The organism is Kribbella sp. NPDC055110 (assembly GCF_053607525.1).
Map to the genome: position 1 here is coordinate 37346 of NZ_JBSGTS010000013.1, position 25829 is coordinate 63174.

At 69.0% G+C, this 25829-nt stretch carries 22 protein-coding genes and 1 pseudogene; 18 read left to right on the forward strand and 5 right to left on the reverse strand.

Features of this window, described 5'->3' with window-relative positions:
* Window positions 1-2 precede the first annotated feature (2 nt).
* Genes ACWF0M_RS21225 through ACWF0M_RS21235 form a run of 3 tightly spaced genes read left to right on the forward strand, consistent with a single transcriptional unit; the run spans window position 3 to window position 2211 of the window.
* On the forward strand, window positions 3-560 hold the full coding sequence (locus ACWF0M_RS21225; RefSeq protein WP_452237414.1) for an NADH-quinone oxidoreductase subunit B: 558 nt from the start codon (window positions 3-5) through the stop codon (window positions 558-560).
* Complete coding sequence (locus ACWF0M_RS21230) at window positions 557-1288, forward strand: NADH-quinone oxidoreductase subunit C (RefSeq protein ID WP_452237415.1); 732 nt, start codon at window positions 557-559, stop codon at window positions 1286-1288. Before ACWF0M_RS21225 ends, ACWF0M_RS21230 begins: the two co-directional genes overlap by 4 nt.
* Window positions 1285-2211, forward strand: coding sequence for a GNAT family N-acetyltransferase (locus ACWF0M_RS21235; RefSeq protein WP_452237416.1), 927 nt, complete (start codon window positions 1285-1287; stop codon window positions 2209-2211). The genes ACWF0M_RS21230 and ACWF0M_RS21235 overlap by 4 nt, the downstream gene beginning before the upstream one ends.
* Before the next feature lie 578 nt (window positions 2212-2789).
* On the opposite strand, the gene ACWF0M_RS21240 is transcribed toward ACWF0M_RS21235, so the two are convergent.
* Window positions 2790-3974 carry an NAD(P)H-binding protein gene (locus ACWF0M_RS21240; RefSeq protein ID WP_452237417.1) on the reverse strand — a complete coding sequence of 395 codons (1185 nt, stop codon included), beginning with the start codon at window positions 3972-3974 and terminating at the stop codon, window positions 2790-2792.
* Window positions 3975-4036: 62 nt separating this feature from the next.
* On the opposite strand from ACWF0M_RS21240, the gene ACWF0M_RS21245 reads away from it, so the two are divergent.
* Window positions 4037-4984, forward strand: a complete 948-nt coding sequence (locus ACWF0M_RS21245) for a complex I subunit 1/NuoH family protein (protein ID WP_452237418.1) — start codon at window positions 4037-4039, stop codon at window positions 4982-4984.
* A gap of 104 nt (window positions 4985-5088) precedes the next feature.
* On the opposite strand, the gene ACWF0M_RS21250 is transcribed toward ACWF0M_RS21245, so the two are convergent.
* From ACWF0M_RS21250 to ACWF0M_RS21265, 4 genes are read right to left on the reverse strand one after another with little or no spacing between them, the layout of a single operon-like run.
* Entirely contained in the window at window positions 5089-6354 is a 1266-nt protein-coding gene (locus tag ACWF0M_RS21250; RefSeq protein WP_452237419.1) for an ABC transporter permease, read from the reverse strand.
* Window positions 6351-7016 carry an ABC transporter ATP-binding protein gene (locus tag ACWF0M_RS21255; RefSeq protein ID WP_452237420.1) on the reverse strand — a complete coding sequence of 222 codons (666 nt, stop codon included), beginning with the start codon at window positions 7014-7016 and terminating at the stop codon, window positions 6351-6353. The genes ACWF0M_RS21250 and ACWF0M_RS21255 overlap by 4 nt, the downstream gene beginning before the upstream one ends.
* Window positions 7013-8044 carry a peptidoglycan-binding protein gene (locus ACWF0M_RS21260; RefSeq protein WP_452237421.1) on the reverse strand — a complete coding sequence of 344 codons (1032 nt, stop codon included), beginning with the start codon at window positions 8042-8044 and terminating at the stop codon, window positions 7013-7015. Before ACWF0M_RS21260 ends, ACWF0M_RS21255 begins: the two co-directional genes overlap by 4 nt.
* A 20-nt stretch (window positions 8045-8064) precedes the next feature.
* Window positions 8065-8574, reverse strand: a complete 510-nt coding sequence (locus ACWF0M_RS21265; RefSeq protein ID WP_452237422.1) for a hypothetical protein — start codon at window positions 8572-8574, stop codon at window positions 8065-8067.
* A gap of 105 nt (window positions 8575-8679) precedes the next feature.
* Between ACWF0M_RS21265 and ACWF0M_RS21270 the strand changes: the two genes are divergently transcribed.
* The 14 genes and pseudogenes from ACWF0M_RS21270 to ACWF0M_RS21335 all read left to right on the forward strand — a co-directional run bounded on the left by ACWF0M_RS21270 (window position 8680) and on the right by ACWF0M_RS21335 (window position 25823).
* Window positions 8680-9336 carry a response regulator transcription factor gene (locus ACWF0M_RS21270; protein WP_452237423.1) on the forward strand — a complete coding sequence of 219 codons (657 nt, stop codon included), beginning with the start codon at window positions 8680-8682 and terminating at the stop codon, window positions 9334-9336.
* Window positions 9333-10538, forward strand: coding sequence for a sensor histidine kinase (locus tag ACWF0M_RS21275; protein WP_452237424.1), 1206 nt, complete (start codon window positions 9333-9335; stop codon window positions 10536-10538). The genes ACWF0M_RS21270 and ACWF0M_RS21275 overlap by 4 nt, the downstream gene beginning before the upstream one ends.
* A gap of 179 nt (window positions 10539-10717) precedes the next feature.
* Window positions 10718-11794, forward strand: coding sequence for a phosphotransferase enzyme family protein (locus tag ACWF0M_RS21280; RefSeq protein WP_452237425.1), 1077 nt, complete (start codon window positions 10718-10720; stop codon window positions 11792-11794).
* Window positions 11791-16434: a hypothetical protein gene (locus tag ACWF0M_RS21285; RefSeq protein WP_452237426.1), complete on the forward strand. Its 4644-nt coding sequence runs from the start codon at window positions 11791-11793 to the stop codon at window positions 16432-16434. Before ACWF0M_RS21280 ends, ACWF0M_RS21285 begins: the two co-directional genes overlap by 4 nt.
* On the forward strand, window positions 16431-17381 hold the full coding sequence (locus ACWF0M_RS21290) for a hypothetical protein (RefSeq protein ID WP_452237427.1): 951 nt from the start codon (window positions 16431-16433) through the stop codon (window positions 17379-17381). Before ACWF0M_RS21285 ends, ACWF0M_RS21290 begins: the two co-directional genes overlap by 4 nt.
* Window positions 17382-17415: 34 nt before the next feature.
* A complete protein-coding gene (locus ACWF0M_RS21295) occupies window positions 17416-17757 on the forward strand; it encodes a YciI family protein (protein WP_452237428.1) in 342 nt (113 codons plus the stop codon).
* A gap of 17 nt (window positions 17758-17774) precedes the next feature.
* Window positions 17775-18950 (forward strand): RNA polymerase sigma factor, encoded by a 1176-nt coding sequence (locus ACWF0M_RS21300; protein WP_452237429.1) that lies wholly within the window; start codon window positions 17775-17777, stop codon window positions 18948-18950.
* A gap of 38 nt (window positions 18951-18988) precedes the next feature.
* Window positions 18989-19741, forward strand: a complete 753-nt coding sequence (locus ACWF0M_RS21305) for a methylenetetrahydrofolate reductase (RefSeq protein ID WP_452237430.1) — start codon at window positions 18989-18991, stop codon at window positions 19739-19741.
* Between the two features lie 180 nt (window positions 19742-19921).
* Window positions 19922-20137, forward strand: a pseudogene (locus ACWF0M_RS21310) (4Fe-4S binding protein); the annotation flags it as partial.
* Between the two features lie 137 nt (window positions 20138-20274).
* A complete protein-coding gene (locus ACWF0M_RS21315; protein WP_452237431.1) occupies window positions 20275-20769 on the forward strand; it encodes an NADH-quinone oxidoreductase subunit J family protein in 495 nt (164 codons plus the stop codon).
* A gap of 2 nt (window positions 20770-20771) precedes the next feature.
* Entirely contained in the window at window positions 20772-21089 is a 318-nt protein-coding gene (nuoK, locus tag ACWF0M_RS21320) for an NADH-quinone oxidoreductase subunit NuoK (RefSeq protein WP_452237432.1), read from the forward strand.
* Window positions 21086-22849, forward strand: coding sequence for an NADH-quinone oxidoreductase subunit 5 family protein (locus tag ACWF0M_RS21325; RefSeq protein WP_452237433.1), 1764 nt, complete (start codon window positions 21086-21088; stop codon window positions 22847-22849). The genes nuoK and ACWF0M_RS21325 overlap by 4 nt, the downstream gene beginning before the upstream one ends.
* A complete protein-coding gene (locus ACWF0M_RS21330) occupies window positions 22846-24375 on the forward strand; it encodes a complex I subunit 4 family protein (protein ID WP_452237434.1) in 1530 nt (509 codons plus the stop codon). Before ACWF0M_RS21325 ends, ACWF0M_RS21330 begins: the two co-directional genes overlap by 4 nt.
* Window positions 24372-25823 (forward strand): NADH-quinone oxidoreductase subunit N, encoded by a 1452-nt coding sequence (locus ACWF0M_RS21335; protein ID WP_452237435.1) that lies wholly within the window; start codon window positions 24372-24374, stop codon window positions 25821-25823. Before ACWF0M_RS21330 ends, ACWF0M_RS21335 begins: the two co-directional genes overlap by 4 nt.
* Window positions 25824-25829: the final 6 nt, after the last annotated feature.

Consider the following 25829-nt stretch of genomic DNA (forward strand, 5'->3'; position numbering starts at 1 on the left):
ACATGGCCGAGATCGAGCTGGGGATGCCGACCGTCCGGCCGGAGGTGGGTGCGTTGGCGAGGCTTGCGCCGCAGCCGGTCCGGTACCTGCTGAACTGGGGCCGGAAGTACTCGCTCTGGGTGTTCAACTTCGGCCTGGCGTGCTGCGCGATCGAGTTCATCGCGGCGTCGATGGGCCGCCACGACTTCATCCGGCTCGGGGTGATCCCGTTCGCGCCCGGACCGCGGCAGGCCGACCTGATGGTCGTGTCCGGCACCGTGACCGACAAGATGGCGCCGGCGATCAAGCGGCTGTACGACCAGATGCCGGAACCGAAGTACGTGATCTCGTTCGGCTCCTGCTCGAACTCCGGCGGCCCGTACTGGGACTCGTACTGCGTGACCAAGGGCGTCGACCAGATCATCCCCGTCGACGTGTACGTGCCCGGCTGCCCGCCGCGGCCCGAGGCGTTGCTGCAGGGCATCCTCAAGCTGCAGGAGAAGATCGCCGGCGAGACACTGGCGAGCCGGTACGACGAACCGTCCGCGGCCGCGCTCACCCGGGGGCTGGTGCAGCCTTGAGCACCGACGCACTCGAGGCGCTGACGAGCGCCGGGATCGCCGCGACGTCGACGGACAGCTTCGGGCCGGCCGCGCTCGACGTACCGCCGGAGTCGTGGGTCGCGGCCCATGAGGTACTGCGGGACGCGGTCGGCCTCACGTTCTTCGACTTCCTGAGCGCCTCGGACGAACTCAAGGACGGGTTCCGAGTGGTGTCGCATCTCGCGGACTTCTGGGGCGGATCGCATGTCGACCACGTGCTCGTGCGGACGTTGGTCCCGCGGGAAAACGCTGTACTTGCGACGCTTTCCGAGCTGTACGCCGGGGCGAACTGGCATGAGCGGGAGACCTACGAGATGTTCGGGATCGCCTTCGAGGGGCATCCGAACCTGACGACGCTGCTGCTGCCGGACGAGTTCGAGGGGCATCCGCTGCGGAAGGAGTTCGTGCTCGCGTCGCGGGTCGCGAAGCCGTGGCCGGGCGCGAAGGAGCCGGGCGAGTCGGACCACGCCCCGTCGGGCGCCCCGAGCCGCCGCCGCACGCTGCCCCCCGGCGTACCCGACCCAGAAACCTGGGGCCCCCGCCCACCCGGTTCCCCCGACCCAGACCCCTTGGCCCCCGCCGAAGCCGCCGCCACCCCGGCCCGCCCGCGCCGAGCCGGCGCCGCCGGAGAACGCCGAACCCGCCGCCAACCAACCCCAACAGACCCACCACCTGCTGATCCGTCGTCGGGTGATGGATCGTCGTGATCCCGGCTGCGGAAGAACTGGCGCGGTACACCCTGGAGCGCCAGCATCCGATCACTCGTGCGTGGGTGGACGACGCGCAGCGGCTCGCGATCTTGGCCGAGGAACATGCGGCGCTGGACATCCTGCTCGCCGAGGACCTGGGAATCGCCACCCAACGCACCGAACGACTGGCGCCCGGAAAACCACCCGAAGCGATGCTCAACCGCTGGATTGCCATCGGCAACGACCTGCACGCGATGTTCAGCATGCGCTTCGAAAACCTCAACCCCACAAAGCCGTTCGTCGACGCGACCCCGATGAGCCGCTCACCGAAACCCTCCGACCTGCTTGCGCTGGCCGAATCCGCGCAAGAGCACTACGGCATCCACAACCCGCTATACGTCCGCCTGTGGACCGCCGACTCAGGCGTCCCCGGCACGACCCCCGACCGCCGCTTCCTCGCCGCGCCGATCCGTGAGTTGCGCGCGCACGACGTACCGCCCGGCCTGGCCCTCCGCCCGGCGAAGACCGTCGACCACTACGACGAGGCCCGCCGCGCGTACGCCGCAGTCGACGCCGACCACCCGCACCACCCCGAGGAAGCAACCATCCAGGACCGCGAAGACCTCCAGGAGGCCGCGGACGAAGGCCTGCTCTTCGACATCACGGTGCACGACGAATGGGCCGGGTACGCCGCCGCGATCATCAAGCCCGCCGACGCCCTGGGCCTCCCCGCGTACGTCGTCCGCGAGCTGATCCTGGCCCCCGAACACCGCGGCCACGGCTACGGCCCGCACCTCAGCGCCCTCCTGGCCCAGTCCCTCCCCGACCCCACCCGCATCCTCATCGGCACCATCCACGAAGCCAACCACGGCGCCCGAACCGCCGCCCTCAAATCCGACCGCCAAGACATCGGCGGCTGGCTCCAACTCCCGTTGCGTTGAGTCGGCCCTGACCGAGCCGTCGACCAGCCGGCGTCCCGCGGTCTGAGGTGCGCGGCAGTCCAGGCTCGCGTCGATGCGCGCTGACAGCCCCCTGAAATCGGCCGCCCGAACCAGCCCCCTCGGCACGCCCCCGCCCCTCCCAAACCGGTTTGGGGAGTCCTACCCTCCCGAAACGGGCAGTTTCGCTCCCCAGTTCACACGCAGACCCTCCCCAAACCGGTTTGGGGAGGGCCGTCCACCAGGATCGGGGAGCGCGACTGCCCCAAACCGGTTTGGGGAGGGCCCTTCGCCAGGATCGGGGAGCGCGACTGCCCCAAACCGGTTTGGGGAGGGCCCTTCGCCAGGATCGGGGAGCGCGACTGCCCCAAACCGGTTTGGGGAGGTTCTCCACCAGGACTGGGGAGGGCTACTGCCCGATTCGGGTGGGCAATCGTCCCCACAACGCCCCCACCCCGGGTGCACATCGCCGGGGCGGGCACCCACTCCTGACCCTAGCCGCCGGTTCTCAGCCGGCGTCCTGGACGTCGCGAATGAGAACGTCGGCCATGCCGTCATCTCCTGGTCGATGCCTGACGATCTCAGGTCCGCGGCGGGGTGTAGTAGAAGACCTCTTCGCGGGTTATTTGGCCGGACTTGACTGTGCAGAGGGAGAGTTTGGTGGTTTGGGAGCGGGTGCCGGTGCGGACGTCCAACTGGTCGAAGGTGAAGCGGATGGCGAAGTGGTCGTCGAGGAGTAGTGGGCCGACGATGTCTACGCCGAGGTACTCGATGTCGGCGTTCAGGCGGCGGGCGTTCTCGAGGATCGCGTCGGCGCCTTTGACCTCGATCTCCTCGCCGCCGGTTTCGAGGGGCGCGACGCGGACGACCTCGGGGGCCGAGAGGGCGAGCGCCTGGTCGAGGCGGCCGGTGGACAGCGCGTCAACGTAACGGTGGGCGACCTCGGCCGCGGACAGGACGCGGAACTCGTCGGCGTGTTCGTCCGCCCACTCGGCGAAGGTGAGCGCGGGGCGGCCGGTGAGTTCGGCGACGGTGGTCGTGACGGGCTCGGGGTTATCGACGAGCGACGCCCAGTACGCGACCGAGCTCTCGGCGAGGATCGGGTCGGCGCCGAGGTCGAGCATCGCCTGCCGCGCCTCCGCGTCGGACAGCGCCTCGACGCGCATCTCCTTGCCGACCGCCCGCGCGATGGTCCGCATCTGCTCGGCCTGCGTCAGGACCGCGGGCCCGGTGAGGTCGTAGGTCTGGCCGATGTGCCGGTCGTTCAGGAGCGCGAGTACGGCGACCGCGGCGATGTCCCGTTCGTGAATCAGCGACCGGCCGGCCTCGGGTGACGCGACCCGGACGACGTCGCCGGTGAGGAACTCGGACGCCCAGCTCTGCGCGTTGACCGCGAACCCGCCCGGCCGAACGAAGGTCCAGTCCTTGTCCCGCAGTAGCTGTTCCACATCTGCCCAGACCCCGCCGGACGACGCGCTCAACGCGGACAGGTAGACGACCCGCTGCGGCAGTTCGGCCACCACGTCGGCGGCTCCTTCGGCGCTGAACGACGGCCACAGCAGGAACGCGGCATCGACGTCGGCAGCGGCCCGGCGTACGGCGGTGGGGTCGTAGAGATCGCCCTTGATCAGTTCGACGTCCGGCGGGAAGCCGGCGAGATCCGGCGTACGGACGAGGGCTCGGACGGTCACGCCCGCGGCGCGCAGCCCGTCGACGACGTGGCGGCCGACGCGGCCGGTGGCTCCGGTGACAAGAATCGTGGTCATGGGGGCAACCCTGTGACCTGAACGTTGGTTGAGGTCAAGCCGGACGCACTAGGCTGCCATCCATGCTGGAGTTCGTGGTGCGGGTGGTGGGCGTTCTGGTCGCCTTCCTGGTGGCGCCCCTGCTGGTCGGTCAGGCCGAGCACAAGGTGATGGCGCACATGCAGTCACGGCTCGGTCCGATGTACGCCGGCGGGTTCCACGGCTGGGCGCAGCTGGTCGCGGACGGGGTGAAGTTCGTCCAGAAGGAGAGCGTGGTCCCGGCTGCCGCCGACAGGCGGGTGTTCGAGTGGGCCCCGATCGTCGCGATCCTGCCGTACATGGCCGCGCTCGCCGCGATCCCGCTGGCGCCGGGCATCGTCGGCGCCGACCTGGACTCGGGCCTGTTCTTCGTGCTCGCGGTGATGAGCATCGGCGTACTCGGGTCGCTGATGGCCGGTTGGGGCAGCGGGAACAAGTACAGCCTGCTCGGCGGGCTCCGGGTCGCGGCGCAGCTGATGAGCTACGAGCTGCCGTTCGTGCTGTCCGCCGCGAGTGTCGCGGTCGCGGCCGGGTCGTTGAGTCTGACCGGCATCGCGCACGCGTGGAACCCGTGGTGGTTGCTCTGGCAGCTCCCCGGAATGATCGTGTTCTTCATCGCCGGTCTCGCCGAGTTGCAGCGCCCCCCGTTCGACATGCCGGTCGCGGACTCCGAGGTGATCTTCGGCCCGTACACGGAGTACACCGGGCTCCGCTTCGCGATGTTCCTGCTCGCCGAGTACGCCGGGATCGTCGTACTCGCGGGCCTCACCACGGTCCTGTTCCTCGGCGGCTGGAGCGGCCCGGGGCCGGAATCGATCGGGTGGATCTGGAGCCTCGTGAAGATCGCGTTCGTCTCGGTCGTGGTGATCTGGGTCCGCGTCTCGTTCCCGCGCATGCGCGCGGACCAGTTGCAGAAACTGGCGTGGCAGGGCCTGGTGCCGGTCGCGTTGCTGCAGTTGGCGCTGACCGGCGTTGGCGTCGTGGTGTTCTAGGGCGGACCTGCAGCACTCACCAACCGCGTTCTGGACCCGCCTTCGGTGGTCGGCTGAGCGTGGCGGTCGCTGAGCCGCGGCGGTTGGTGAGTGCCTGGGGTCCGCTAGGGCGTCGCGAGTGCCTCGGTCGGAGACAAGCGCGACGCGCGGACGGCCGGGTACAGGCCCGCGAGCCCGCCGATCACCAGCGTCGCCAGCACACCACCGGCCAGTGCCCAGACCGGGATCACCGTCAGCCAGTTCTGGTACGACGCATAGCCGGCGGTGACTGCTGATCCGAGGATCGCGCCGCCGGCCCCACCGAGTGCGGACAGGAGCAGCGACTCGGTCAGGAACTGGGTGCGGATCTGGCCGCGGGTCGCCCCGAGCGATCGGCGCAGACCGATCTCGGCGCGGCGTTCGAGCACCGAGATCACCATGATGTTCGCGACCCCGACTCCGCCGACCAATAGGGCGACCGCTCCCAGGCCGAGCAGCAGTCCGGTGAACGCCTGGCCGGCGGCCTGCTTCGCGGCGAGGGCGTCGGATGGTCGTGATACCTCGACCTCGTTCGGCGCCTCGGGGTTGGCGGTTGCCCCGAGCACCGATCGGACCGCCGGTACCTGGGTGTCGTCCGAGCGGGTGTAGATCGTGGTCGGGTGGCCGTCGAAGGCGAGGTCGCTCGCTGCTGGCCAGCCCATCAGTGCGGCGCTGTCCAGTTCGGGTGCGAGTGCGGCTGGTTCGAGGATGCCGAGGACGGTGAACCACTGGTTGCCGATCAGCACCTGGGTGTCGGGGCCGGCCTTGGTGATCCCGAGTCGCTCGGCGGCTGCTGAACCGAGGACGGTTGCTGGGTATGAGCCGGTCGCGGCGTCGATCCACTTGCCGCTGCGGATCGTGGCGCCGATGGTGTCGAGGAGGTTGGTGCGGGCGGCGTACGCGATGATGCCGTTGGTCTGGACGTCCGGGATCTTGTTGGTTCGGTAGACCGATGCGTCGTCGACCTTCCCGATCGCGGACTCGGCGCGCACGGGTGCGATCCGGCGGACCATGGATTCCGCGGCGAGCGGGAGTTGGGCCTGCTCGCCGGTCAGGCGGGTGCCGGGGGTGACGGTCAGCAGATTGGTGCCCAGGGCATCGAGCTGCCCGTCGAGCTCGGCGCGCGAGGACGACGAGATCCCCACCACCGCGACCATCGCGGCGATCCCGATCGCGATCCCCAACGCAGACAGGAACGCCCGCATCGGCCGAGTCCGCAGCCCCACCGCCCCCACCCGCACGACGTCGCGCACACCCAGCGCCGCGGGTCTGAGTTCCCGGGCACTTTGTGCACGACGTCCGTGCTTTTCGCCCGCGCTCGTACGGACATGGTGCACAAAGTCGTCGTTCATGCGTGCACCTCCTCGACGATGACGCCGTCGCGCATTCGGATCTGGCGGGGGAGGGAGGAGGCGATGTCGCGGTCGTGGGTGATGACCACGACCGTGGTGCCGGCGGCGTGCAGGTCGCGGAGGAGTTGCATCACGCCTGCGCCCGACGCGGAATCCAGTGCTCCGGTCGGCTCGTCGGCCAGCAGTACGGCGGGTTCGCCGGCGACTGCCCGCGCGACAGCTACGCGTTGCCGCTCGCCGCCGGACAACTCGTGCGGCTCGTGATCGAGGCGGTGCGCGAGACCGACCCGTTCCAGGGCAGCCGCCGCCCGCTTCCGACGTACCGACAAGCGAAGGCCGGAGTAGAGCAGCCCGTCGGCGACGTTGTCGACTGCGCGTACGCCGGACGCGAGGTGGAACTGCTGGAACACGAACCCGATCCGCGTCGCGCGCAACGCCGACAGTCCCGCGTCGGACAGCCGCGCTACGTCGTACCGGTCGATCCGGACCGTGCCCGAGGTCGGGCGGTCGAGGGTGCCGAGGACGTTCAGCATCGTGGACTTGCCGGAGCCCGACGGGCCGACGATCGCGACCAGCTCGCCGGCGTCGATCCGCAGACTGACACCGCCGAGTGCGTTCACTCCGCCCGGGTACACCTTGGTCACCTCCGTCAGCTCGATCACTTGGGGATCCCGACCGTGGTGCCGGCGGTGACGCCGGTGCCGCTGATCTCGACCTGGCCGCTCGCGAACAGCCCGGTCTTCACCGGCACGTAGCGCGACGTCGTACCGTCCGTGACTTCGACGCCGAAGCCGCCCTCCCGGAGCGCGACCAGGGCCGCGACCGGAACGGTCAGCACGTTCTTGCGTTCCGAGGCGGTGAAGGTGACGTCCACGGCCGCGGACGACCACGCCGCCACCGCCTGCTGGTTGGCGATGGCAACGATCACCTCGACCTTCGTTTCCGGATCCTTGTCCGGGCTTTCCGCCGGAATGATCACCGTGGAGACTTTCTGGATCTTTCCGGGCACGGACTTTCCGTCCGGCAGCGCGATCGTGACCGGCGCGTTGAGCGTGGCCAGCCGCTGGTCCGCGGCGTCGAGCTGGACGGTGACGGCCCGGGTGGTGCCGGTGTAGCTGAGCACGGGCTGGTTCGGGCCGAGCGGTGAACTCTCCTCGGCCTGCACGCTGTCCACCCGCAGATGACCGGGCGCGAACAGGACGCTGCCGAGCTCGACCACTCCTGTCTCGTCCAGACCGAGATCCTCCTGCCACTCCTCGACCGCAGCGGCGGTGGCGTCGGTGTATTCGTCGTCCACGGTGAACCCGCTGTAGCCCATCGCCTTCAGGTTCTGCTCGAGCTGCAGGACGTCGGTACCCTCGGTCCCGATCGCGAGCCTGCGGTACGCCGGGAGCGCGCCGTACAGCAATGTGGTCGGCTTGTTGTCGATGCTGTACACGGTGTTTCCGCGGCGCAGTTCCTGCCCGCTGTCGGGTACGGCGGTGACCGTGCCGGCGACCCGGTTGACGGCGGAGGACGACGGACCGAAGCCGAGGCTGCCGTCCTGGGTCTCGGTGTCCTTCAAGGTCTGCTGTGTGACCTTGGTCGTGTTGATCGGCACGGCCTGTGCGGCCGGGTTCGTTGCCTGGCTGGTGTCGCCCCGGCTGACCAGGAACGCGCTTGCGGCGCCCCCAGCAGCCAGGACGGCCACAGCCGTTAGTCCCTTACGCATCAGCGTGCCGCCAGGATGCTCTGGCAGGCGTCCTGCGCTTTCTGGAAGTCGGGATCGTCGGCGACGCCCGGCCCGATCATGATGCCCTGCTGGTCCGGCTTCGGGTCCGGAAACTTCTCGACGCCGTTTTTCCGCATGCACTCGGCGTACCTTCTGCCGTTTTCCGCCTGCTGCGGGTTGGCGCTGCCCTGCGCCTGCGGGTTGTACTGCTGGCACGCCTCCATGGCCTTCTGGACCTGTGCCTGCGTGACACCGGAGTTCTTGTCGAACTTCAGCATCGGGCCCTTGCCCGGCTCCGGGTCCGGGACGTTCAGGCCGTTCTCCCGCAGGCACTGGGTGAACTTGACCGCCAGGTCGTCCTGGCTGAGGCTGGCCGGCGCACTGCTCGGCGCCGTCGACTGCTGTCCTCCGCTCCCGGAGGCGACCTGGGCATCGGGCTCGTCGGCTCCGCAGCCGGTCAGGATCAGGCCGGCGACCAGAACGGAAACGGCCAGGATGGTGTTGCGCATCGGTGCTCCTCTCGTTTCCGGAAACCTTTCTCGATCGGCCGTTTCCGGACCGTTTCCGAGTCCGGAAACGCGGCGGAAACACCGATGTCGGGGATCATGGGGTGCGTGCGGGTACTGGTGGTCGAGGACGAGCCGTTGCTGGCGGCAGCGATCGCGGAATGGCTGCGCGACGACTCCCATGCCGTCGACGTGGCCGGCGACGGCCGCGCGGCGCTGGAACGGTTGTCGGTCAACGCGTACGACGTACTCGTGCTGGATCGCGACATTCCGGTCGTCCACGGTGACGAGGTGTGCCGGCAACTGGTGGCTTCCGGCTCAGCCACGCGGGTGCTGATGCTGACCGCGGCGGCCGCCGTGACCGACCGGGTCGAGGGGCTCGGGCTGGGCGCGGACGACTACCTGACCAAGCCTTTCGCCTTCGCCGAGCTGGCCGCGCGCGTACTCGCGCTGGGAAGGCGGAGTCGCCCGGCCGATCCGCCCGTACTGCGACGCGCCGGCATCACGCTGGATCCCGCGCGGCACGAGGTTTTCCGGGACGGTCGCTACGTCCCGTTGTCGAAGAAGGAATTCGCCGTACTCGTGGAGCTGCTGCGAGCCGACGGCGCGACCGTGTCGGCCGAACAACTGCTGGAGAAGGCATGGGACGAGCACGTGGACCCGTTCACCGGAGCGGTCCGGCTGACGATCCTGAAACTGCGCCGGAAACTGGGCGAACCGGGACTGGTCGAGACCGTCACCGGCGTCGGCTACCGCATCCCGTGAGGCGGCTGACGCTACGGGGGCGGCTGACACTGCTGTACGGCGGTCTGTTCATGGTCGCCGGCGTAGTGCTGCTCGGGGTCACGTATGCGCTGTTCTCCGCGAACCTGGGGCAGAAGTACCAGGTGATCGTGAAGGGGACGTACCTGCCGTCAGGCACCAGCAGTACGCCGCCACCACCTGACCAGGCGTACGTGCTGAACAAGGACGGTGCTCTGCTCACGGGTTCAGACGCGGAACGTGTGATGAACGAGCAGCGCGAGCAGGTGCGGCAAGCGGCGATCAAGTCGCTCCTGGCGCAAGGAAGCGTCGCGCTGGTCCTGGTAGGTGGGTTGGCGGCGGGGTTCGGGTGGCTGGTCGCCGGGCGGGTGCTGGCGCCGCTGCATCAGGTCACCGACACGGCGCGCCGGATCGCCGCATCGCCGTCCGCGTTGCACGAGCGGATCGCGTTGAAGGGTCCCGACGACGAGGTGAAGAACCTGGCGGACGCGTTCGACACGATGGTCGAGCGCCTGGACCATTCCTTCGACGGCCAACGGAGATTCGTCGCCAACGCCTCCCACGAGCTGCGTACGCCGTTGACGCTCGGCCGGGCGCTGGTCGAAGTCGCGATGCATCGACGTACGGCGTCCGCGGACGTGAAGGAACTGGGCGAGAGCCTGCTGACGATCAACACCCGCCACGAGCAGCTGATCGAGGGCCTGTTGATCCTGGCCGACTCGGAGAAGCAGCTGACCACGGTCTACCCGGTGAACCTCGCCGACGTGGTCGACCACGTGACCGCCCAACTCACCGCAGAGGCCGCTGCGGTCGGCGTCGAGCTGATCCGCGGCCCCGGCGACGCACCCACCCGCGGCGACGCGTTGTTGCTGGAACGCCTGGTCCACAACCTGGTCGAGAACGGCATCCGCCACAACGTGCCTTCAGGTGAGCGGTGGGTCCAGGTACTCAGCAGAACAGCCGACGATTGCGTGCAGATCGTGGTCACGAACACCGGCCCCGAGATCCCGCCGTACGAAGTCGAATCCCTCTTCAAACCCTTCTACCGCCTGGGCGCCGAACGCCTGGTCAGCACCAAAGGCGCCGGGCTGGGCCTCTCCATCGTCCGCTCGGTAGCCGAAGCCCACGCCGGCACCGTAACCGCCGTCCCTCGAGAAGGCGGCGGCCTCCAGGTGACCGTCACCCTCCCCCTCGACCCTGCTTGACAACGGCGACGTCGGTCGGGGAGATTGGCGGGACGGCGTCGACCGGTCGCCGAGCTGTGGAACGTCCGCCCAGCCGGGGTTCCAGTGGCGAAGGGGATTTGCCCTCTCGGTCGTCGATGTCTGCAGGCCATCTCTCAACACCGCGTCGCTGGGGACGAGGGTGTCGGAGGAGGCTTGTCATGACCAAGGACAGCAACTTCAAGAAGGTCGTACGGCGTCACGCCGCGGCGACGGGGCAGCGCTATACCGAGGCGCTGACCGATCTCGAGGGACTCGGGTCCCGGATGGACCACGAGCCCGTGGCCGGCCGGCTCCTCGCCCATCTTCGGAACCGCTACGGCATCGATGCGGTCGCGGCGACGAAGGTCAGTGTGCACAAGACGTACGTGTTCCGCATCGACCGGAACGACGGCGACCCGTGGATCGCGCGAGCGTTCCCTCCTGCCCGTCCGAGGACCAGCGTCGAAGGCGATGCCGCGGTCCTGCGCTTCCTGGCGCGGCACGACTACCCGGCGGAGCGTCTCGCGGTCGACGACGCGGTGTCCGACTTCGACGGAAGCACGGTCCTCGTGACCCGGTACGTCGAAGGCGACGACCTTCCCGGCGGTCCCGAGATGTTCGCCGTCATGGGTGACCTGCTCGGACGGCTGCACGCCCTGCCGCTCGACGAGTCCGTCAGCCGCGCCGGTGGAGCGAGCGGTGAGGACCCCAGCCGTGAAGGTGCGCCGCGGCAGGACCTGCTGGCGGGCCTGGCCTTTCTCGACGCGGTCGACACGAAGGTCGCCCCGGCGGATCGGGATCGATTCGAGCGCCTCCGGGATCAGGTACGGTCGGCCGACGACGGTCACGGCCTTCCCGAGAGCCTGCTCCACGGCAACCTCGACCCCGATCATGCGGTGATCAGCAATCGGGGGCCGGTGGCAATCAACTGGAAGGCGTCCGGACGCGGGCCGCGCCTCGCCGACTTCGCCTACCTGATCTGGGGCACCGGGGACTGGTCTCCGGCGCGACACACCAACGAAGAGCGTATCGACGCCGCCGTCAACGGGTATCGCCGCCACGTCGAGCTGACCGACGAGGAGCTCGATCGACTCGAGGCGGTCATGTACGTCCGGACGCTGTACCTCGTCTGCTTCAGCTACCGGCGCGCGGTCACCAACGGCGTGCCGTTCGACGAATGGGTCTTCATCGAGCCATCGGAGTACTACCGCTCCACCGCAGCCGCGACCCGAGCCGCGTTCCGGAATAGGCGATGAGAGTTCGCGGTGCGGCGGAGCACAACCTGCGGGACGTCGATGTCGCGTTCGGACCCGGCCTGACCGCAGTTGTCGGTGTGTCCGGCTCGGGGAAGTCGTCGCTCGCGTTCGACGTGGTCTACACCGAGGCGCGGCGCCGGTTCGTCGAGTCACTGGGACTGGGACGTCCAGGAACACGTGTTCCGGCCGCGCAGGTGCGGAGCATCGACGGCTTGGGTCCGGCGGTGGCGATCGCTCAGAACGTACTGAACGTCAACCCCGCCTCGACAGTCGCGACGTCCGTCGGCCTGCACCCGTTCCTCCGCATTCTGTACGCGCGATTCGCAGACGTGACCTGCCCGAGCTGCCAGGTGCCGGTACGCGCGGTGTCGCGCGAAGAGCGACTCGCGATGGCTCTGGATCTGCTCGCCGCCGAGGGCCGTCTCCCGGTGGAAGTGGCTGTCGTGCGCGCCCTCAACGGGAGCCACGCGCGACTCCTCGCCGGACTGCGGGGCCAGTTCGCTGCGGTCACGATCGACGGGCGTCCGTGGACCGCGAAGAGCAGCGTGCCTCGGCTCGACCCGATGATCCCGCACGATGTCGTCGTACGCGTCGCCACTCTGCGGGCGGGCGCGTCCGCGGCGGAGGTTCGAGGCGTCCTCGAGCGCGCCGACGCGTTGGGTTCACACGAGGTTCGTCTCGGTGGTACGCCCGTACTGCGGGCGCCGATCTGTCCGAGCTGCTCGGACTGGGTCCGGCCACTGGAGCCCTCGACGTTCCGCGACGCTGCGATCGACACGTCGTCGCATCGCATCGCCGGAGTCGCCCTGATCGAGTTGCTCGCCCGCTCGGTGCGCGAGGTCCTCGAGTTCGTCGACCAGCTGGCGATCGGCCCGCGCGCCGTACGCGTTCAGGACGAGTTGCTGCGGCGACTGCGGCCGCTGGTCACGTTAGGGCTCGGTCATCTCAGCCTCGACCGGCCGATGCCGACGCTGTCGCGGGGTGAGGCGCAACGGACCCGACTCGCGGTCGTACTCGGCGGCCGGCTCGAGGATCTGCTGCACGTCCTCGACGAGCCGACCATCGGGCTGCATCATACCGATCTCAAACCGTTGCTCGAGGCAATGGCGTCGTTGCCGGGCCCGGTGCTGATGGTGGAGCACGACCGTACGGCGATCGCGCTGGCGGACGATGTCGTCGAGATCGGACCGGCCGGCGGCCGCGGCGGTGGCGAACTCGTCTTCCAAGGGACGCCCGCCGACCTGTGGCGTGCCGATACCGCCTCGGGTCGCGGCTTCTCGGCGCCGGCCCGGGTCCGGCGCGCGGCCCGTGAGATCGGTGAGCGGCGGATCGGCCTCACCGGCGCCGGCCTGCGCAACCTGCGCGACGTCGACTGCGAGATCCCGCTCGGGGCGCTGACCGTCATCACAGGCCCGTCGGGAGCAGGCAAGACGACGCTCGCTCGCGACGTGTTGCTGGCGTCGATCCGGACCGGCGCGCCGGTCGGTTGTTCGACCGTCGACGCGCCTGCGCTGCGGGCCATCGCCGTCGATCAGAAGCCGCTGGGCAACAACCCGCGGTCGAATCCGGCGACGTACACGAAGGTGTTCGATCGGATCCGCGACGTGTTCGCGCAGCAGACCGGGCGGTCCGCGTCGGAGTTCACGTTCAACCGTGGCGAAGGGGCGTGCCCGGAGTGCGAGGGGATGGGCGCGGTCGCGATCAGCCTCCGGGAGCTGGCGCCGATCTGGGTGCCGTGCGAGATCTGCGAAGGCCGCCGGTACCGGCCCGAAGTACTCGAAGCAACGTGGGAGGGCCGCTCGATCGCTGATGTGCTGGCGTTGAGCGTCGACGAGGCCGAGACGTTGTTCGCCGAGCACCCAGCGGTGACGCGCATCCTTCAGACCCTGCAGGAGGTTGGGCTCGGCTACGTCACGCTGGGGCAGCCGTCGCCCAGTCTCTCCGGTGGTGAAGCGCAACGAGTTCGTCTCGCCCGTGAGGTGACGAAGGCGAAGGCCGGCAACCTCGTGCTGCTCGACGAGCCCACCACCGGGCTTCACCCTGGCGACCTGGACCGGCTCCTCACTGTGCTCGACAAACTGACGGTCGACGGTTGCACGGTGGTCGTCGTCGAACACCAGGCAGACGTGATCGCCGCCGCGGATTGGCGCATCGAACTCGGCCCGGGCGGTGGCCCAGACGGCGGACGCCTGCAGCACTGCGGTCCCGCCGTTGCCGAGCAGCGGCCGAGGGTGACGCCCCGCGCCAAGCCGCGCGCCGACCGGCGCTCGAGTGAAGTCATCCGGGTTCGGGGCGCCCGGGCCCACAACCTGCAAGGCATTGACGTCGAGTTCGCCAAGGACCGGTTCACGGTCGTGACCGGCGTATCGGGCTCGGGCAAGTCGTCGTTGGTCGGCGATGTGCTTGCGGCGGAGGCCGACCGGCGGCTGCTCGAGTGCCTGTCGGTCTACGAGCGACAGTCGGTGCGCGAAGGGCCCGAAGCCCCGGTCGACTCTCTCACCGGGTTGGGTCCGACGATCAGCATCGACGCCTCCGGTACGACGTTCCCACCGGGCGGGCCCGGGCGCTGGGATGCCGCCCGTACGACGGTTGGCCGCTCCAGCGACCTCGACCGCCTCATCTCCCTCGTCCTGGCGCGCGCCGGTGTGCGGTCGTGCCTCGAGTGCGGTGGCGACAACGTTCGACGGTCCGCACCGACGCCGGAAGCAGCGTGGGTCTGCGCCGACTGCGCGACGAGCGCGGTGCCGATCGAGCCGCGTCATCTGATGGGGTCGCCCGCGTCGGTCTGTCCGCAGTGCCTGGGAGTCGGCGTTGAGCGGGCGTTCGATTTCGCCGCGATCGTACGGCCTGACGCGCCACTCGCCCGCTGCTTCGGCGGAGGCCTGGCGTGGTTCCGTCCTGAAGTGGTCGGCAGCAACGACGTGATACAGACCTTCGCGGAGCGGTACAAGTTCGACCCGAACACCACGCCGTGGTCGGAGCTGAGCGACGAGGTCCGGCACGGGGTCCTGTACGGCGATTCGTCCTGGGTGGGGCTGAACCACTGGGCTCGGTTCGACCTGGGCGGCCTGGAGTCCAGGGCGTTCCCGTGCCGGGAGTGCGGCGGCAAGCGGCTGCGCGCCCCGTACTTGGCGATTCGTGTCGAGGGCCGCGACCGCAGCGATCTGTTCTCGGCCACGTTTGCCGAGCTCGCCGGCGTACTGGCGTCGATGGACGAGCCGGACGATCAGCACGCGGCCCACGCCCGTACCGTTGCGTCGTACCGGCTCGGATTCCTGGGCCGCGTCGGGCTCGGCTATCTCACGATGAACCGGACGACCTGGACGCTCTCCGCGGGTGAGGCACAACGGATCAAGCTGGCGTCGGTCCTCGGCGGCGGCCTTGTTGGTATGACGGTCCTGCTCGACGAACCGTCCCGAGGGCTGCATCCGTCCGAGGTGGACGCGCTCGCGGATACCCTGGGCGAGCTGCGCGACGCCGGCAACACCGTCATCGCCGTCGAACATGACGCCACCCTGATTCGTGCCGCCGACGACGTCATCGAGATCGGCCCCGGTCCCGGACGAGCGGGCGGGCGGATCGTCGACCTCGACAGCGCCGAGTCGGTCACCAGAGCAGTGCGCGACGGGAGTATCGCGATCCCTCATCGCGACCGCCGCGTGCCAACCGAGTGGATGCAGGTCACGGGAGCGCGGGAGAACAACCTGTGCGGCCTCGACGTACGCATCCCGCTCGGCGTGCGTGTCGGTGTGTGCGGTGTGTCCGGGTCGGGGAAGTCCTCGCTCGTCGTCGACACGATCGCGCCCGGGCTGGCGCGACCGGCGACCAATGTTTCCGGCGGCGGCATCGTCCGCGTCGAACCTGGGGTTCACCAGGCCATTTCGGGTGCTCCCGCTCGTACGATCGTCGCCGACCAAGGCCGCGCGGAGATCACGTCACCCGGCAGCTTCCTCGGGCTCATCACCGCTGTCCGCAAGTCGTTCGCCGCGAGCGAGGTGGCCCGCGAGCAGGGCCTCACGATGAAGGACCTCACCTATGGCTGCGACGCCTGCGGCGGGAAAGGAACGTGGCAGCAGGGCATGTCGTTCCTGCCGTCGGTGACCCAGACCTGCGAAGCCTGCGGCGGTTCCGGCTACCGTCGCGAGGTCGCGGCCCTCCGCGAGCGGGACCGAACGCTCGCCGACATCGAAGCCCTGACCATCGGCGAGCTCGTCGACGAGTGGGGCGACATCGCCGCCGTACGTCGTGCCGGCGACGCAGCCCTCGCACTCGGCCTGGGTTACCTCATCGTCCGCCAACCTGGTTGGAGTCTGTCCGGAGGTGAAGCGCAGCGACTCAAACTCGCCAAGGAGCTCGCCCGTCCGACCAAGGCAGGCAGCCTCTACGTACTCGACGAGCCCACCGTCGGCCTGCAGGCCACCGACGTCACCGTGCTCCTGCGCGCGCTCGATGCGATCGTCGATGCGGGCAACACCGTCTTGGTGGTCGAGCACGACCCGATGGTGCTCGCCACCTGCGACTGGCTAGTCGAACTCGGCCCGGGCGGCGGACCTCACGGTGGAAGGATCGTCTTCGAGGGGCCACCCGAAGAACTGGCCGATACGGCCACGGCGCCTTTCGTACGGGCGGTATTGCCATGAACACGCTCCTGCTCGGAGACCCGTCGGCGTCGCTGCGATGGCGCGCGGCCGTAGAGCTCGAGGGCGCCGCGGATCACGATGACGATGTGAAGGCCTGGCGGGACGAGATCGCAGCGAGCCCCGCCGTACAGTCCCTTCTCGGGCGGCTCGCCGCGGCTGAGCGGCCTCAGGATGCCGGGTACCTGCTCTGCCAGCTCGCGTACCTCGGCTACCGCGGCCCCGAGCTTGCCACTGCTGTCGACGCGATCTTCTCCCATCAGCAGCCGGACGGGTCGTGGCCGCTGCGGGTCGACGACAGGTCCGCAGGTAAGCCATCGGACGGACCGCGGTTCGTCACCATGCAGACCGTCGTACCGCTGCGGGGCATCGCCGCGGCCGGGTTCGCCACCGATCCTCGCGCTGAACGTGCGTACGAATGGCTTCTGCGCGAACGACTCCACGACGGCTCCTGGCCCTCGGGACCCAAAGCCGACCTCGGGGGCCCGAGTCGGCCTGCGCCGCCGGAAAAGGACCGGCGACTCACCCGGGGCGATGGTTGCCGGTCGGCGACAACTGGCGCCGTGGCCTGTCTCGCACTGCACCCGCGGCACAACCGGTCCGACGCCGCCCGCATCGGCGTCGACCACCTCCTCGCCCGCGAGACCCGCGAAGAGTCGACCCTCGGCTGGGAAGTCTCCCGCCTCGTCGGCCTCGAACGCGCGCTGGGACAGATCACCTTCTACGTGACCGCCGATACCGCTTTCCTCCTCGATCTCGCCTCCCGCTGCGGCGTCTCCAGCGAGGACCGCCGAGTACACGCCCTGGTCACCTGGCTCGAATCCCGCCGAGGCCCCTACGGACTCTGGGAACACCCCACCCACCCGCAACTCTCCCGCTGGCTGACCTTCGACCTCGAATCCAGCCTCCGTCGACTGAGCGGGGTGTCGTTGGCTGTCGATCTGAGCTGAGACGGTTCGTATAGAGGGCGAGAGAGAGGTAACGATGAACCAGTACTTGCTCAGCATCTATCAACCCGACGGACCGGCGCCCGGGCCTGAAGTCCTGGACCCGATCATGCGGGAACTGCAGGCGTTGAACGAGGAGATGCAGGCGGCCGGCGTGTGGGTCTTCGCGGCCGGCTTGCACCCGCCGGAGACGGCGACCGTGCTGAAAACCAGCGGTGACGATGTGCTGATCACCGACGGGCCGTTCACCGAGGGCAAGGAACATCTCGGTGGATTCACGGTCATCCAGGTGGAGGACCTGGACGCGGCGCTGCACTGGGCGCGCCGGTTGGCCAAGATCCTCGGGCTGCCCGTCGAGGTCAGGCCCTCGCAGTCGTGACTGTTGATGTCGCCGGGGTGTTCCGGGCCGAGCACGGGCGGGCGGTCGCGGTGCTGACGCGGGTGTTCGGCGACCTCGAGATCGCCGAGGACGCCGTCCAGGACGCGTTCGCCGCAGCGCTGGAGAAATGGCCGGAAAACGGTGTACCTCCGAGCCCGGCCGGATGGATCATCACGACCGCACGGAACCGCGCGATCGACCGCCTGCGCCGGGAGGCTGCGCGGGCGGACAAGTATGCCCAGGCGGCGTTGCTGCAGGCCGAGGCCGAGCCAGTGGAGGAGGGTGCCGTGCACGACGACCGTTTGCGGCTGATCTTCACCTGCTGCCACCCCGCGCTCGCGCTGAACGTCCGCGTCGCCCTCACGCTCCGCATGCTCGGCGGCCTCACCACGGCCGAGATCGCACACACTTTCCTGGTGCCCGAGCCGACCATGGCGCAACGCCTGGTCCGCGCCAAGGCCAAGATCCGCGCCGCCGGCATCCCTTATCGCGTGCCCTATGAAGCCGATCTGCCCGAGCGCGTGCGCGGGGTACTCGCCGTCGTCTACCTGATTTTCAACGAGGGGTACGCCGCCTCGTCCGGCGAAACCCTGGTCCGCGACGAACTCGCCGCCGAGGCCCTCAGGCTGGGGCGGCTGTTGGTCGAGTTGATGCCGGATGAACCTGAAGCGGTCGGCCTGCTCGCGCTGATGCTCCTTCAGCACTCTCGCCGCCCGGCCCGGGTCGCGCCCGACGGCACGCTCGTTCGCCTCCGCGACCAGAACCGCGACCTCTGGGACCACGCGCTCATCGACGAGGGTCACGCGCTCGTCCGCCGATGCCTGCGCCGCAACCAACCGGGCCCGTACCAGCTCCAGGCCGCCATCAACGCCGTCCACGCCGACGCCGCGACCCCTGACGCCACCGACTGGCGCCAGATCCTCCAGCTCTACGACCACCTCCTCACGCTCGATCCCACGCCCGTTGTAGCCCTCAACCGAGCCGTCGCCGTCGCGGAAGTCGAAGGCCCCGCCGCCGCGCTCACCCTCGTCGAGGCCCTGCCGCTCGACACCTATTACCTCTTCCACGCGATCCGAGCCGATCTGTTGGCTCGCCTCAACCGCATCCCCGAGGCCCAGGCCGCCTATCAGTCCGCTCTGGACCGAACGCCGAACCAGGCCGAGCAGGACTTCCTGCGAACGCGGATGAGATAGCCCGGCCTGGCCAGCCGACCTTCTGTAGGGTCCGGAGGGTGTTCGAGCTGATCTGTGAGGTGGAGCCGCCGACCCGGCCGGATCTGAAGAAGGTGCGGCATCAGATCGGGGTGATGAGTCCGATCGCGGACGGTTTCCTGATCCCGGACAACCACATCGGGCGGGCGACCGTTTCGAGTGTTGCGGTGGCCAACGAAGTGCAGTTGATGGGTGCGCGCGGAATCGCGTGCCTCAATTCGCGGGACCGGAATCTGCTCGGTTTCCGCCGGGACCTCCTGACCGCGGCGGCGTACGGCGTAGAACGTTTTCTGTTCGTGCACGGGGACGACCCGGCGGAGGGTGCCCGCACGAGTCAGCTGACAGTACGGCGGATGATCGAGCAGGCCCGCGAGACGACGTACCCGGGGTGTGAACCGTTCAAGGTCGGGGCAGCCACCCGTCTGCGGCCCGTGCCGAAGTGGAAGGCCGAGGCCGACTTCCTGTACGTCCAGGTCAGCTACGACCTCGACGAGCTGCTCCGCTGGCGCGAGTCCGTCGAGCTCGACATCCCGGTGTACGCCGGGGTGATGGTGCTCGCCTCCGCGCAGATGGCCCACAACCTCGCCAAGCTGCCCCAGCTCAAGATCCCGGCCGATCTGATCGAGGCGGTGGAGCGGGACCGGGACGCCGGCGTCGACCACGCCTGCGAGCAGATCCTGAAGATCCGTGACTCCGGGGCCTTCGAGGGCGTTCACCTGATACCGGTCAGCCGCTACCGCCAGGTCGCAGCCCGCCTCGAACGCGCCTTGTGAGGCGGCAGATCGGCTAATGTCCTGCTAAGAGACGGGAGGTGGAGCGTGGGACTGCCTGGTAAGGGGCTGGTCGAGGGGTTGAAGGTCACCGCGAGGACCCTGGCCCGTCGTTCCGTCACCGAGCAGTACCCGGACGTCCAGCCGGAGCTGCCGCCGCGCAGCCGCGGCGTGATCGCGCTGATGGAGGAGAACTGCACCTCCTGCATGCTGTGCGCGCGTGAGTGCCCGAGCTGGTGCATCTACATCGACTCGCACACCGAGACCGCGCCGTCGGTCGGTGAGCAGGCTCGGGAACGCAGCCGGAACGTGCTGGACCGGTTCGCGATCGACTTCAGCCTCTGCATGTACTGCGGGATCTGCATCGAGGCCTGCCCGTTCGACGCGCTGTTCTGGTCGCCCGAGTTCGAGTACGCCGAAACCGACATCCGGAACCTGACGCACGAGAAGGACCGCCTCCGCGACTGGATGTGGACCGTCCCGGCACCCCAGCCCATCGACCCTGGTCCGGCAGCCGAGGCCCCCGAGGACCAAGCGTGACCACTGCTCTGTTCTCCGTCGCCGGCCTGGTGGCGGTGGTGGCCGCCGTCGTCGTGGTCGTGTCGCGCCGGATCGTGCACGCCGCGCTCTGGCTCGTGCTCGCGCTCGGCGCGGTCGCCGGTTGCTTCGGCGCGCTGCAGGCCGAGTTCGTCGCGCTGGTCCAGATCCTGGTGTACGTCGGCGCGATCGTCGTACTCGTCCTGTTCGCGCTGATGCTCACCAAAGCCCCGACGAATCCGCTGCCCGAGCTCACCACCCGTCGCGCCCCGTTCGCGGCCGCCGTCGCCGCGGTGCTTGCGCTGATCCTCGGCGCCGGCGTAGTGCTTGCCTTTGGCAACGAGAAGATCAGGCCGGTGACCGACGGCTCCGCCAAGACCGTGGGGACCCAGATCTTCAAGAACTGGGTGCTCCCGTTCGAGGTCCTCTCGGTCCTCCTGCTGGCGGCACTGATCGGCGCCATCGCCTTGTCTCAGCGCAAGAAGGAGGACTGACGATGCCGTTGGTCCTTCCGCTGCTGCTGGCGGTCGTCCTGTTCTGCATCGGCGTGTACGGCGTTCTCGCCCGCCGGAACGCGATCACGATGCTGATGTCGTTCGAGCTGATGCTGAACGCCGTGAACCTGAACCTGGTCGCCTTCGACGCCTGGCGCGTGGACGAGGCCACCGGGCAGACGCTCGCGATCTTCGTGATCACGCTGGCCGCGGCGGAGATCGGACTCGGCCTCGCGATCGTCCTGCTGCTGTTCCGCGGTCACGGCCACGTCGACGCCGACGCGGCCCGCGACCTCCTCGAACACGAGGAGGCGTCGTGATCGCGACCGCCTGGCGGGTCGTCGGCGTCGGCTTCTCGCTGCTGATCCTCCTGTTCGCCGCGCTCCTGCACGGCGCCACCCCGGACCAGTACGCGTTCTTGAACTCGCAGGTCGGGGATCTCACCATCGGCTTCGCGGTCCGCACCGACGACCTGACCGTCCTGCTGCTCGCGGTCGTCGGCGTCATCGCGACGTGCGTCCAGGTCTACTCGCTCGGGTACCTGCATCAGCGCGCCGCGTCGTACCACGCTCTCGTCACCTTGTTCACTGCGGCGATGGTGACCGTGGTGATCTCGGACAGCCTGTTCTTCCTGCTGATCGGCTGGGAAGTGATGGGCGCCTGCTCGTACCTGCTGATCGGCCACTACTGGGAACGCCGCGACGCCCGATCGGGTGCGGTCAAGGCGTTCCTGATGACGCGGTTCGCCGACGTCGGGTTCCTGTTCGGAATCTTCGTGCTCGGTCTCGGTGCGCACACTTTCCGGATTTCCGAACTCGATCCGGCGAAGATCTCACCCGGACTGCTGACGACCGGCACCTTGCTGCTCCTGGTCGGTGTCGTCGGGAAGTCGGCGCAGGTCCCGTTGCAGACCTGGCTCCCGGACGCGATGCCGGGCCCGAGCCCGGTCAGCGCCCTGATCCACGCGGCCACGATGGTTGCCGCGGGCGTCTTCCTGATCGCCCGTCTCTACAACGTCTTCTCGGCCTCGACCACGACCCTGACGGCGCTGGCGGTCGTCGCCTGCGTGACGATGCTGTTCGCCGCTCTCTGCGCGTCCGCGGCGGTCGAGGTGAAGCGGGTGCTCGCCTGGTCGACGGTGAGCCAGCTCGCGATCATGTTCTCCGCGTTGTCCCTCGGTACGGCGGACGGCCGGCACGCGGCGCTCTTCCACCTCGTCACGCACGCCGCGTTCAAGGGCCTGCTGTTCCTCTGCGCCGGCGTGCTCCTGCATCAGGTCGGCAGCGCGGCCCTCGTCGTACTGCGTCGCTACACGCGCCGCGGAAAGTTGCGGAAAACGCTGCAGGTCACGTTCCTGACGATGACGGTCGGGCTCGCGGCGCTGTCCGGCATACCCGGGTTCGCCGGCTTCTTCTCCAAGGACACGGTGATCGAAGCGGCCTGGGAGAAAGCGCACGACGGGTCGGTCGTCGGCTGGGCGGTGCTGGTCTCGGTCTGCCTCACGGCGGCGTTGACCGCGTTCTACTGCGTGCGGTTGTGGCTGTGGACCTTCTTCCGTACGCCGGCGCTCGCCGGCGGCATCGGTGCGTTCGAGGACGGCGACGCGGCGGCCGATCTCGACGAGCCCGACACCTCCAAGCTCCACGACGCGCCCTGGGTGATGCTGGCGCCGCTCGTTCTGCTCGCGGTCGCCGCGATCGCGCTCGGGTACGCCGACGGCGTGCATCTCAACTGGGTGATCGGGCTGATCTCGACCGCGCTCGTGCTGCTCGGCGCGCTCCCGGCGTACTCGCTGTGGCGGCGTGGGGCGGATCCGCGGCCGGTCCTGCTGGAGCGTGAGTTCGGCGTCGACCCGGCGTACCACGGTCTGGTCGTCGTACCCGTGCGGTGGCTGGCGAAGCTGACCGTGGCGGGGGATCGCGATGTTGTCGGGGCCTATGTACGCGCGGTCGGCCGGACGGGGACGCTGGCGTCGCAAGGGCTCCGGCGGCTGCAGACCGGGAACGTGCAGACCTATCTCACCGCGGCTGTCGTCGGTGTCGTCGCGCTGGCCGTGCTCGCGGGGGTGATCGGCTCGTGAACGGGATCCTGCTGGCGATCCTCGTGCTGCCCCTGCTGGCCGCGGGCGCGCTCTGGATGATCCCGGCGGCGATCGGGGATCGGCTCGCGGCGGCGTGCGGATCGGTGATTTCCGGGCTCGTGCTGATCGGATCGGTGCTGCTCTGGCCGCGGACCGAGGGCTGGTTCGCGTACTCGTCGCAAGACGCACAGGTGCTCGGCGACAACCTCCGGCCGCTCAACGCGGTGATCGACGTACCGTGGATCCCGTCGCTCGGGGTCCGGTTCCATCTCGGGGTCGACTCGATCTCGGTGCCGCTGATCGTGCTCAGCGCCCTGCTGACCTTCCTGTGCTGCCTGTACTCGCTGAAGATCACGCCGAGGATCGGCCGGACCCGTTCCTTGATCGCACTGCTGCTGGTCATCGAGACCGGCGTGATCGGAACGTTTTCCGCGCTCGACCTGGTGCTGTTCTTCGTCTGCTTCGAGATCGTGCTGATCCCGATGTGGCTGGTCATCGACATCTGGGGCGACCACCACGATCCGGCCGGACGGAAACGCGCCGCGAACACTTTCGTACTGATGACCGTGTTCGGTTCCGCGCTGATGCTGCTCGGATTTCTGCTCGTGCAGCGGGTGGCGGGCACCTTCGACATCGTCGAGCTGACCAGTTCACCGGTCGCCGGCGGGCACGGGATCCCGTTGGTCGCGGCGCTGCTGATCGCGGGCGGGCTGGCGGTGAAGGTGCCGCTGTGGCCGCTGCACATCTGGTTGCCGGACGCGCACGCGAAGGCGCCGACGGTGGGTTCGGTGCTGCTGGCCGGCGTACTGCTGAAGCTCGGGACGTACGGCATGATCCGGATTCTGGTGCCGGTGCTGCCGGACGCGACGGCGACGATCGCGCCGTACCTCGGGGCGTTCTCGACGGTGGCGATCGTCGCGGGCTCGCTGGCCTGCCTGGCGCAGACCGACGTGAAGCGGCTGATCGCGTACTCGAGCGTCGGGCACATGGGGTTCATCGGCCTCGGGATCTCTACGATGTCACCGGCCGGTCTGCGCGGTGCGCTGTTCGCGAACATCGCGCACGGGCTGATCACCGGCCTGCTGTTCTTCCTGGCCGGTGCGATCAAGGACCGTCACGACACCAGCGACCTGCGGGCGATCGGGCGGGCGCTGTACGCGCGTTTGCCGCGGATCGCCGCTTTGCTGACATTCGCGTGTCTCGCGTCGCTCGGGCTGCCGGGACTGGCGGGTTTCTGGGGCGAGATGCTGGTCCTGCTCGGCGCGTACCACCCGGCGCCATGGTTGCCGCGGACAACGTTCCTGGTGTTCATGGTGATCGCCGGCCTCGGAACGGTGCTCACCGCCGCGTATTTCCTGCGGCTGATCCGCAACCTGTGCCAAGGCGATCCGGCCGAGAACCCGCCGGCCGCCTTCGCGGTCGACCTCAGCCGCATCGAGCTGGTCACCTGGGCCCCGCTCATCACGCTGACCGTACTGCTCGGCCTCTGGCCCGGACTCCTCCTGCAGCAATGGGTGGCGCTATGACCCTGACGTGGACCGATTGGCAGGCGATCGCCGTACCGCTGGTGCTGGCGATCGGCGCGGTCGCCGTATTGCTGGTCGACAGTTTCTGGAAGAGTGCCTCGGCGGAGCTCCGGCACACCGTCGTCACGGTGCTGACCAGCGTGGTGATCCTGTTCGGGCTCGTGTTCGTGTGGGCGCATCGGGACGACTTCCAGCCCGCGTTCTGCCGGCCCGCGGTCGAGGGGCCGGCGCAGTGCAGCCTGGTCTTCGAACCGTTGACGGCCGGGTTGTGGGCGGTGCTGCTGATCGGCGGGCTCGGCGTCGTCGGACTGTCGGCGTACCGCTTGCTGGCGGCCGACGTACCGATCGGGGAATACCACTTTCTGCTGCTGAGCGCGCTGACCGGTGCGACCGTGCTGGCAGGCGCGCGGGACCTGGCGACGCTGGTGATCGCACTCGAGGTCGTGTCGCTGCCGAGCTTCGCGATGGTCGCGCTTCGGCGGGACCGGCGTGGATCCGAGGGCGCGATGAAAGCGTTTTTGGTCTCGGTACTGTCGACGGCCGTCATGCTCTTCGGGGTTTCCTACCTGTACGGCGTGACCGGGTCGCTGTACCTGTCCACGATCGCGAACCAGCTGACCGGCCTGGATCCGGATCTCGCGCGAGTAGCCTTCGCCGCCGGGCTGTTCGTGATCGTCGGGTTCGCGTTCAAGATCGCGGCGGTGCCGTTCCACGCGTGGCTGCCGGACACGTACGTCGGCGCGCCGATCGAGGTGACCACGTTCCTCGCAGTGGTGTCGAAGACGGCCGGTGTCGCCGGGTTGCTCGTGCTGGTGACGTCAGGGATCGCGCCGAACGGTTCACAGCTGCGTACGGCGGTCGCGATTTTGGCGGCCGTGACGATGACGGTCGGAAACCTTGCCGCACTACGCCAGGTCGAGGCGGTCCGGCTGCTCGCCTGGTCGTCGATCGGGCAGGTCGGGTTCCTGCTCGCACCGTTGGCCGCCGCGGACGCGCAGGCGGTCGTCGGGTACCTGGCGGCGTACGTCGTGGTCACGCTCGGCGCCTTCGGAGCGGTCGCCGTCGTCCAGCGGCATCGCCCGGCCGGTCTGCTGACCGACTACCGCGGCATGGTCCGTTCCGAACCCGGCCTGGCCGCGGCCCTGATCTTCTTCCTGGTCGTCCTCGCCGGCCTGCCGCCGGGTCTCGCGGGCCTTTTCACCAAGTTCGCGGCCTTCCAGGCCGTCATCGACGCGCACCTCGGCTGGCTTGCGATCGTCATGGCCCTCAACGTCATGATCGGCCTCGCCGTCTACCTCCGCTGGGTCGCGGAACTCTTCCGCCTCCCTGCCGACGACCCCTTCTCGGTGGACATCGAGACCCCGGCCGTCACCATGATCTCGTTGTGCACCGCGGTCGCCGCCGTACTCTCGGTCCTCCCGAGCATCATGTTCGCGCTGGCGACCTGACAGTTT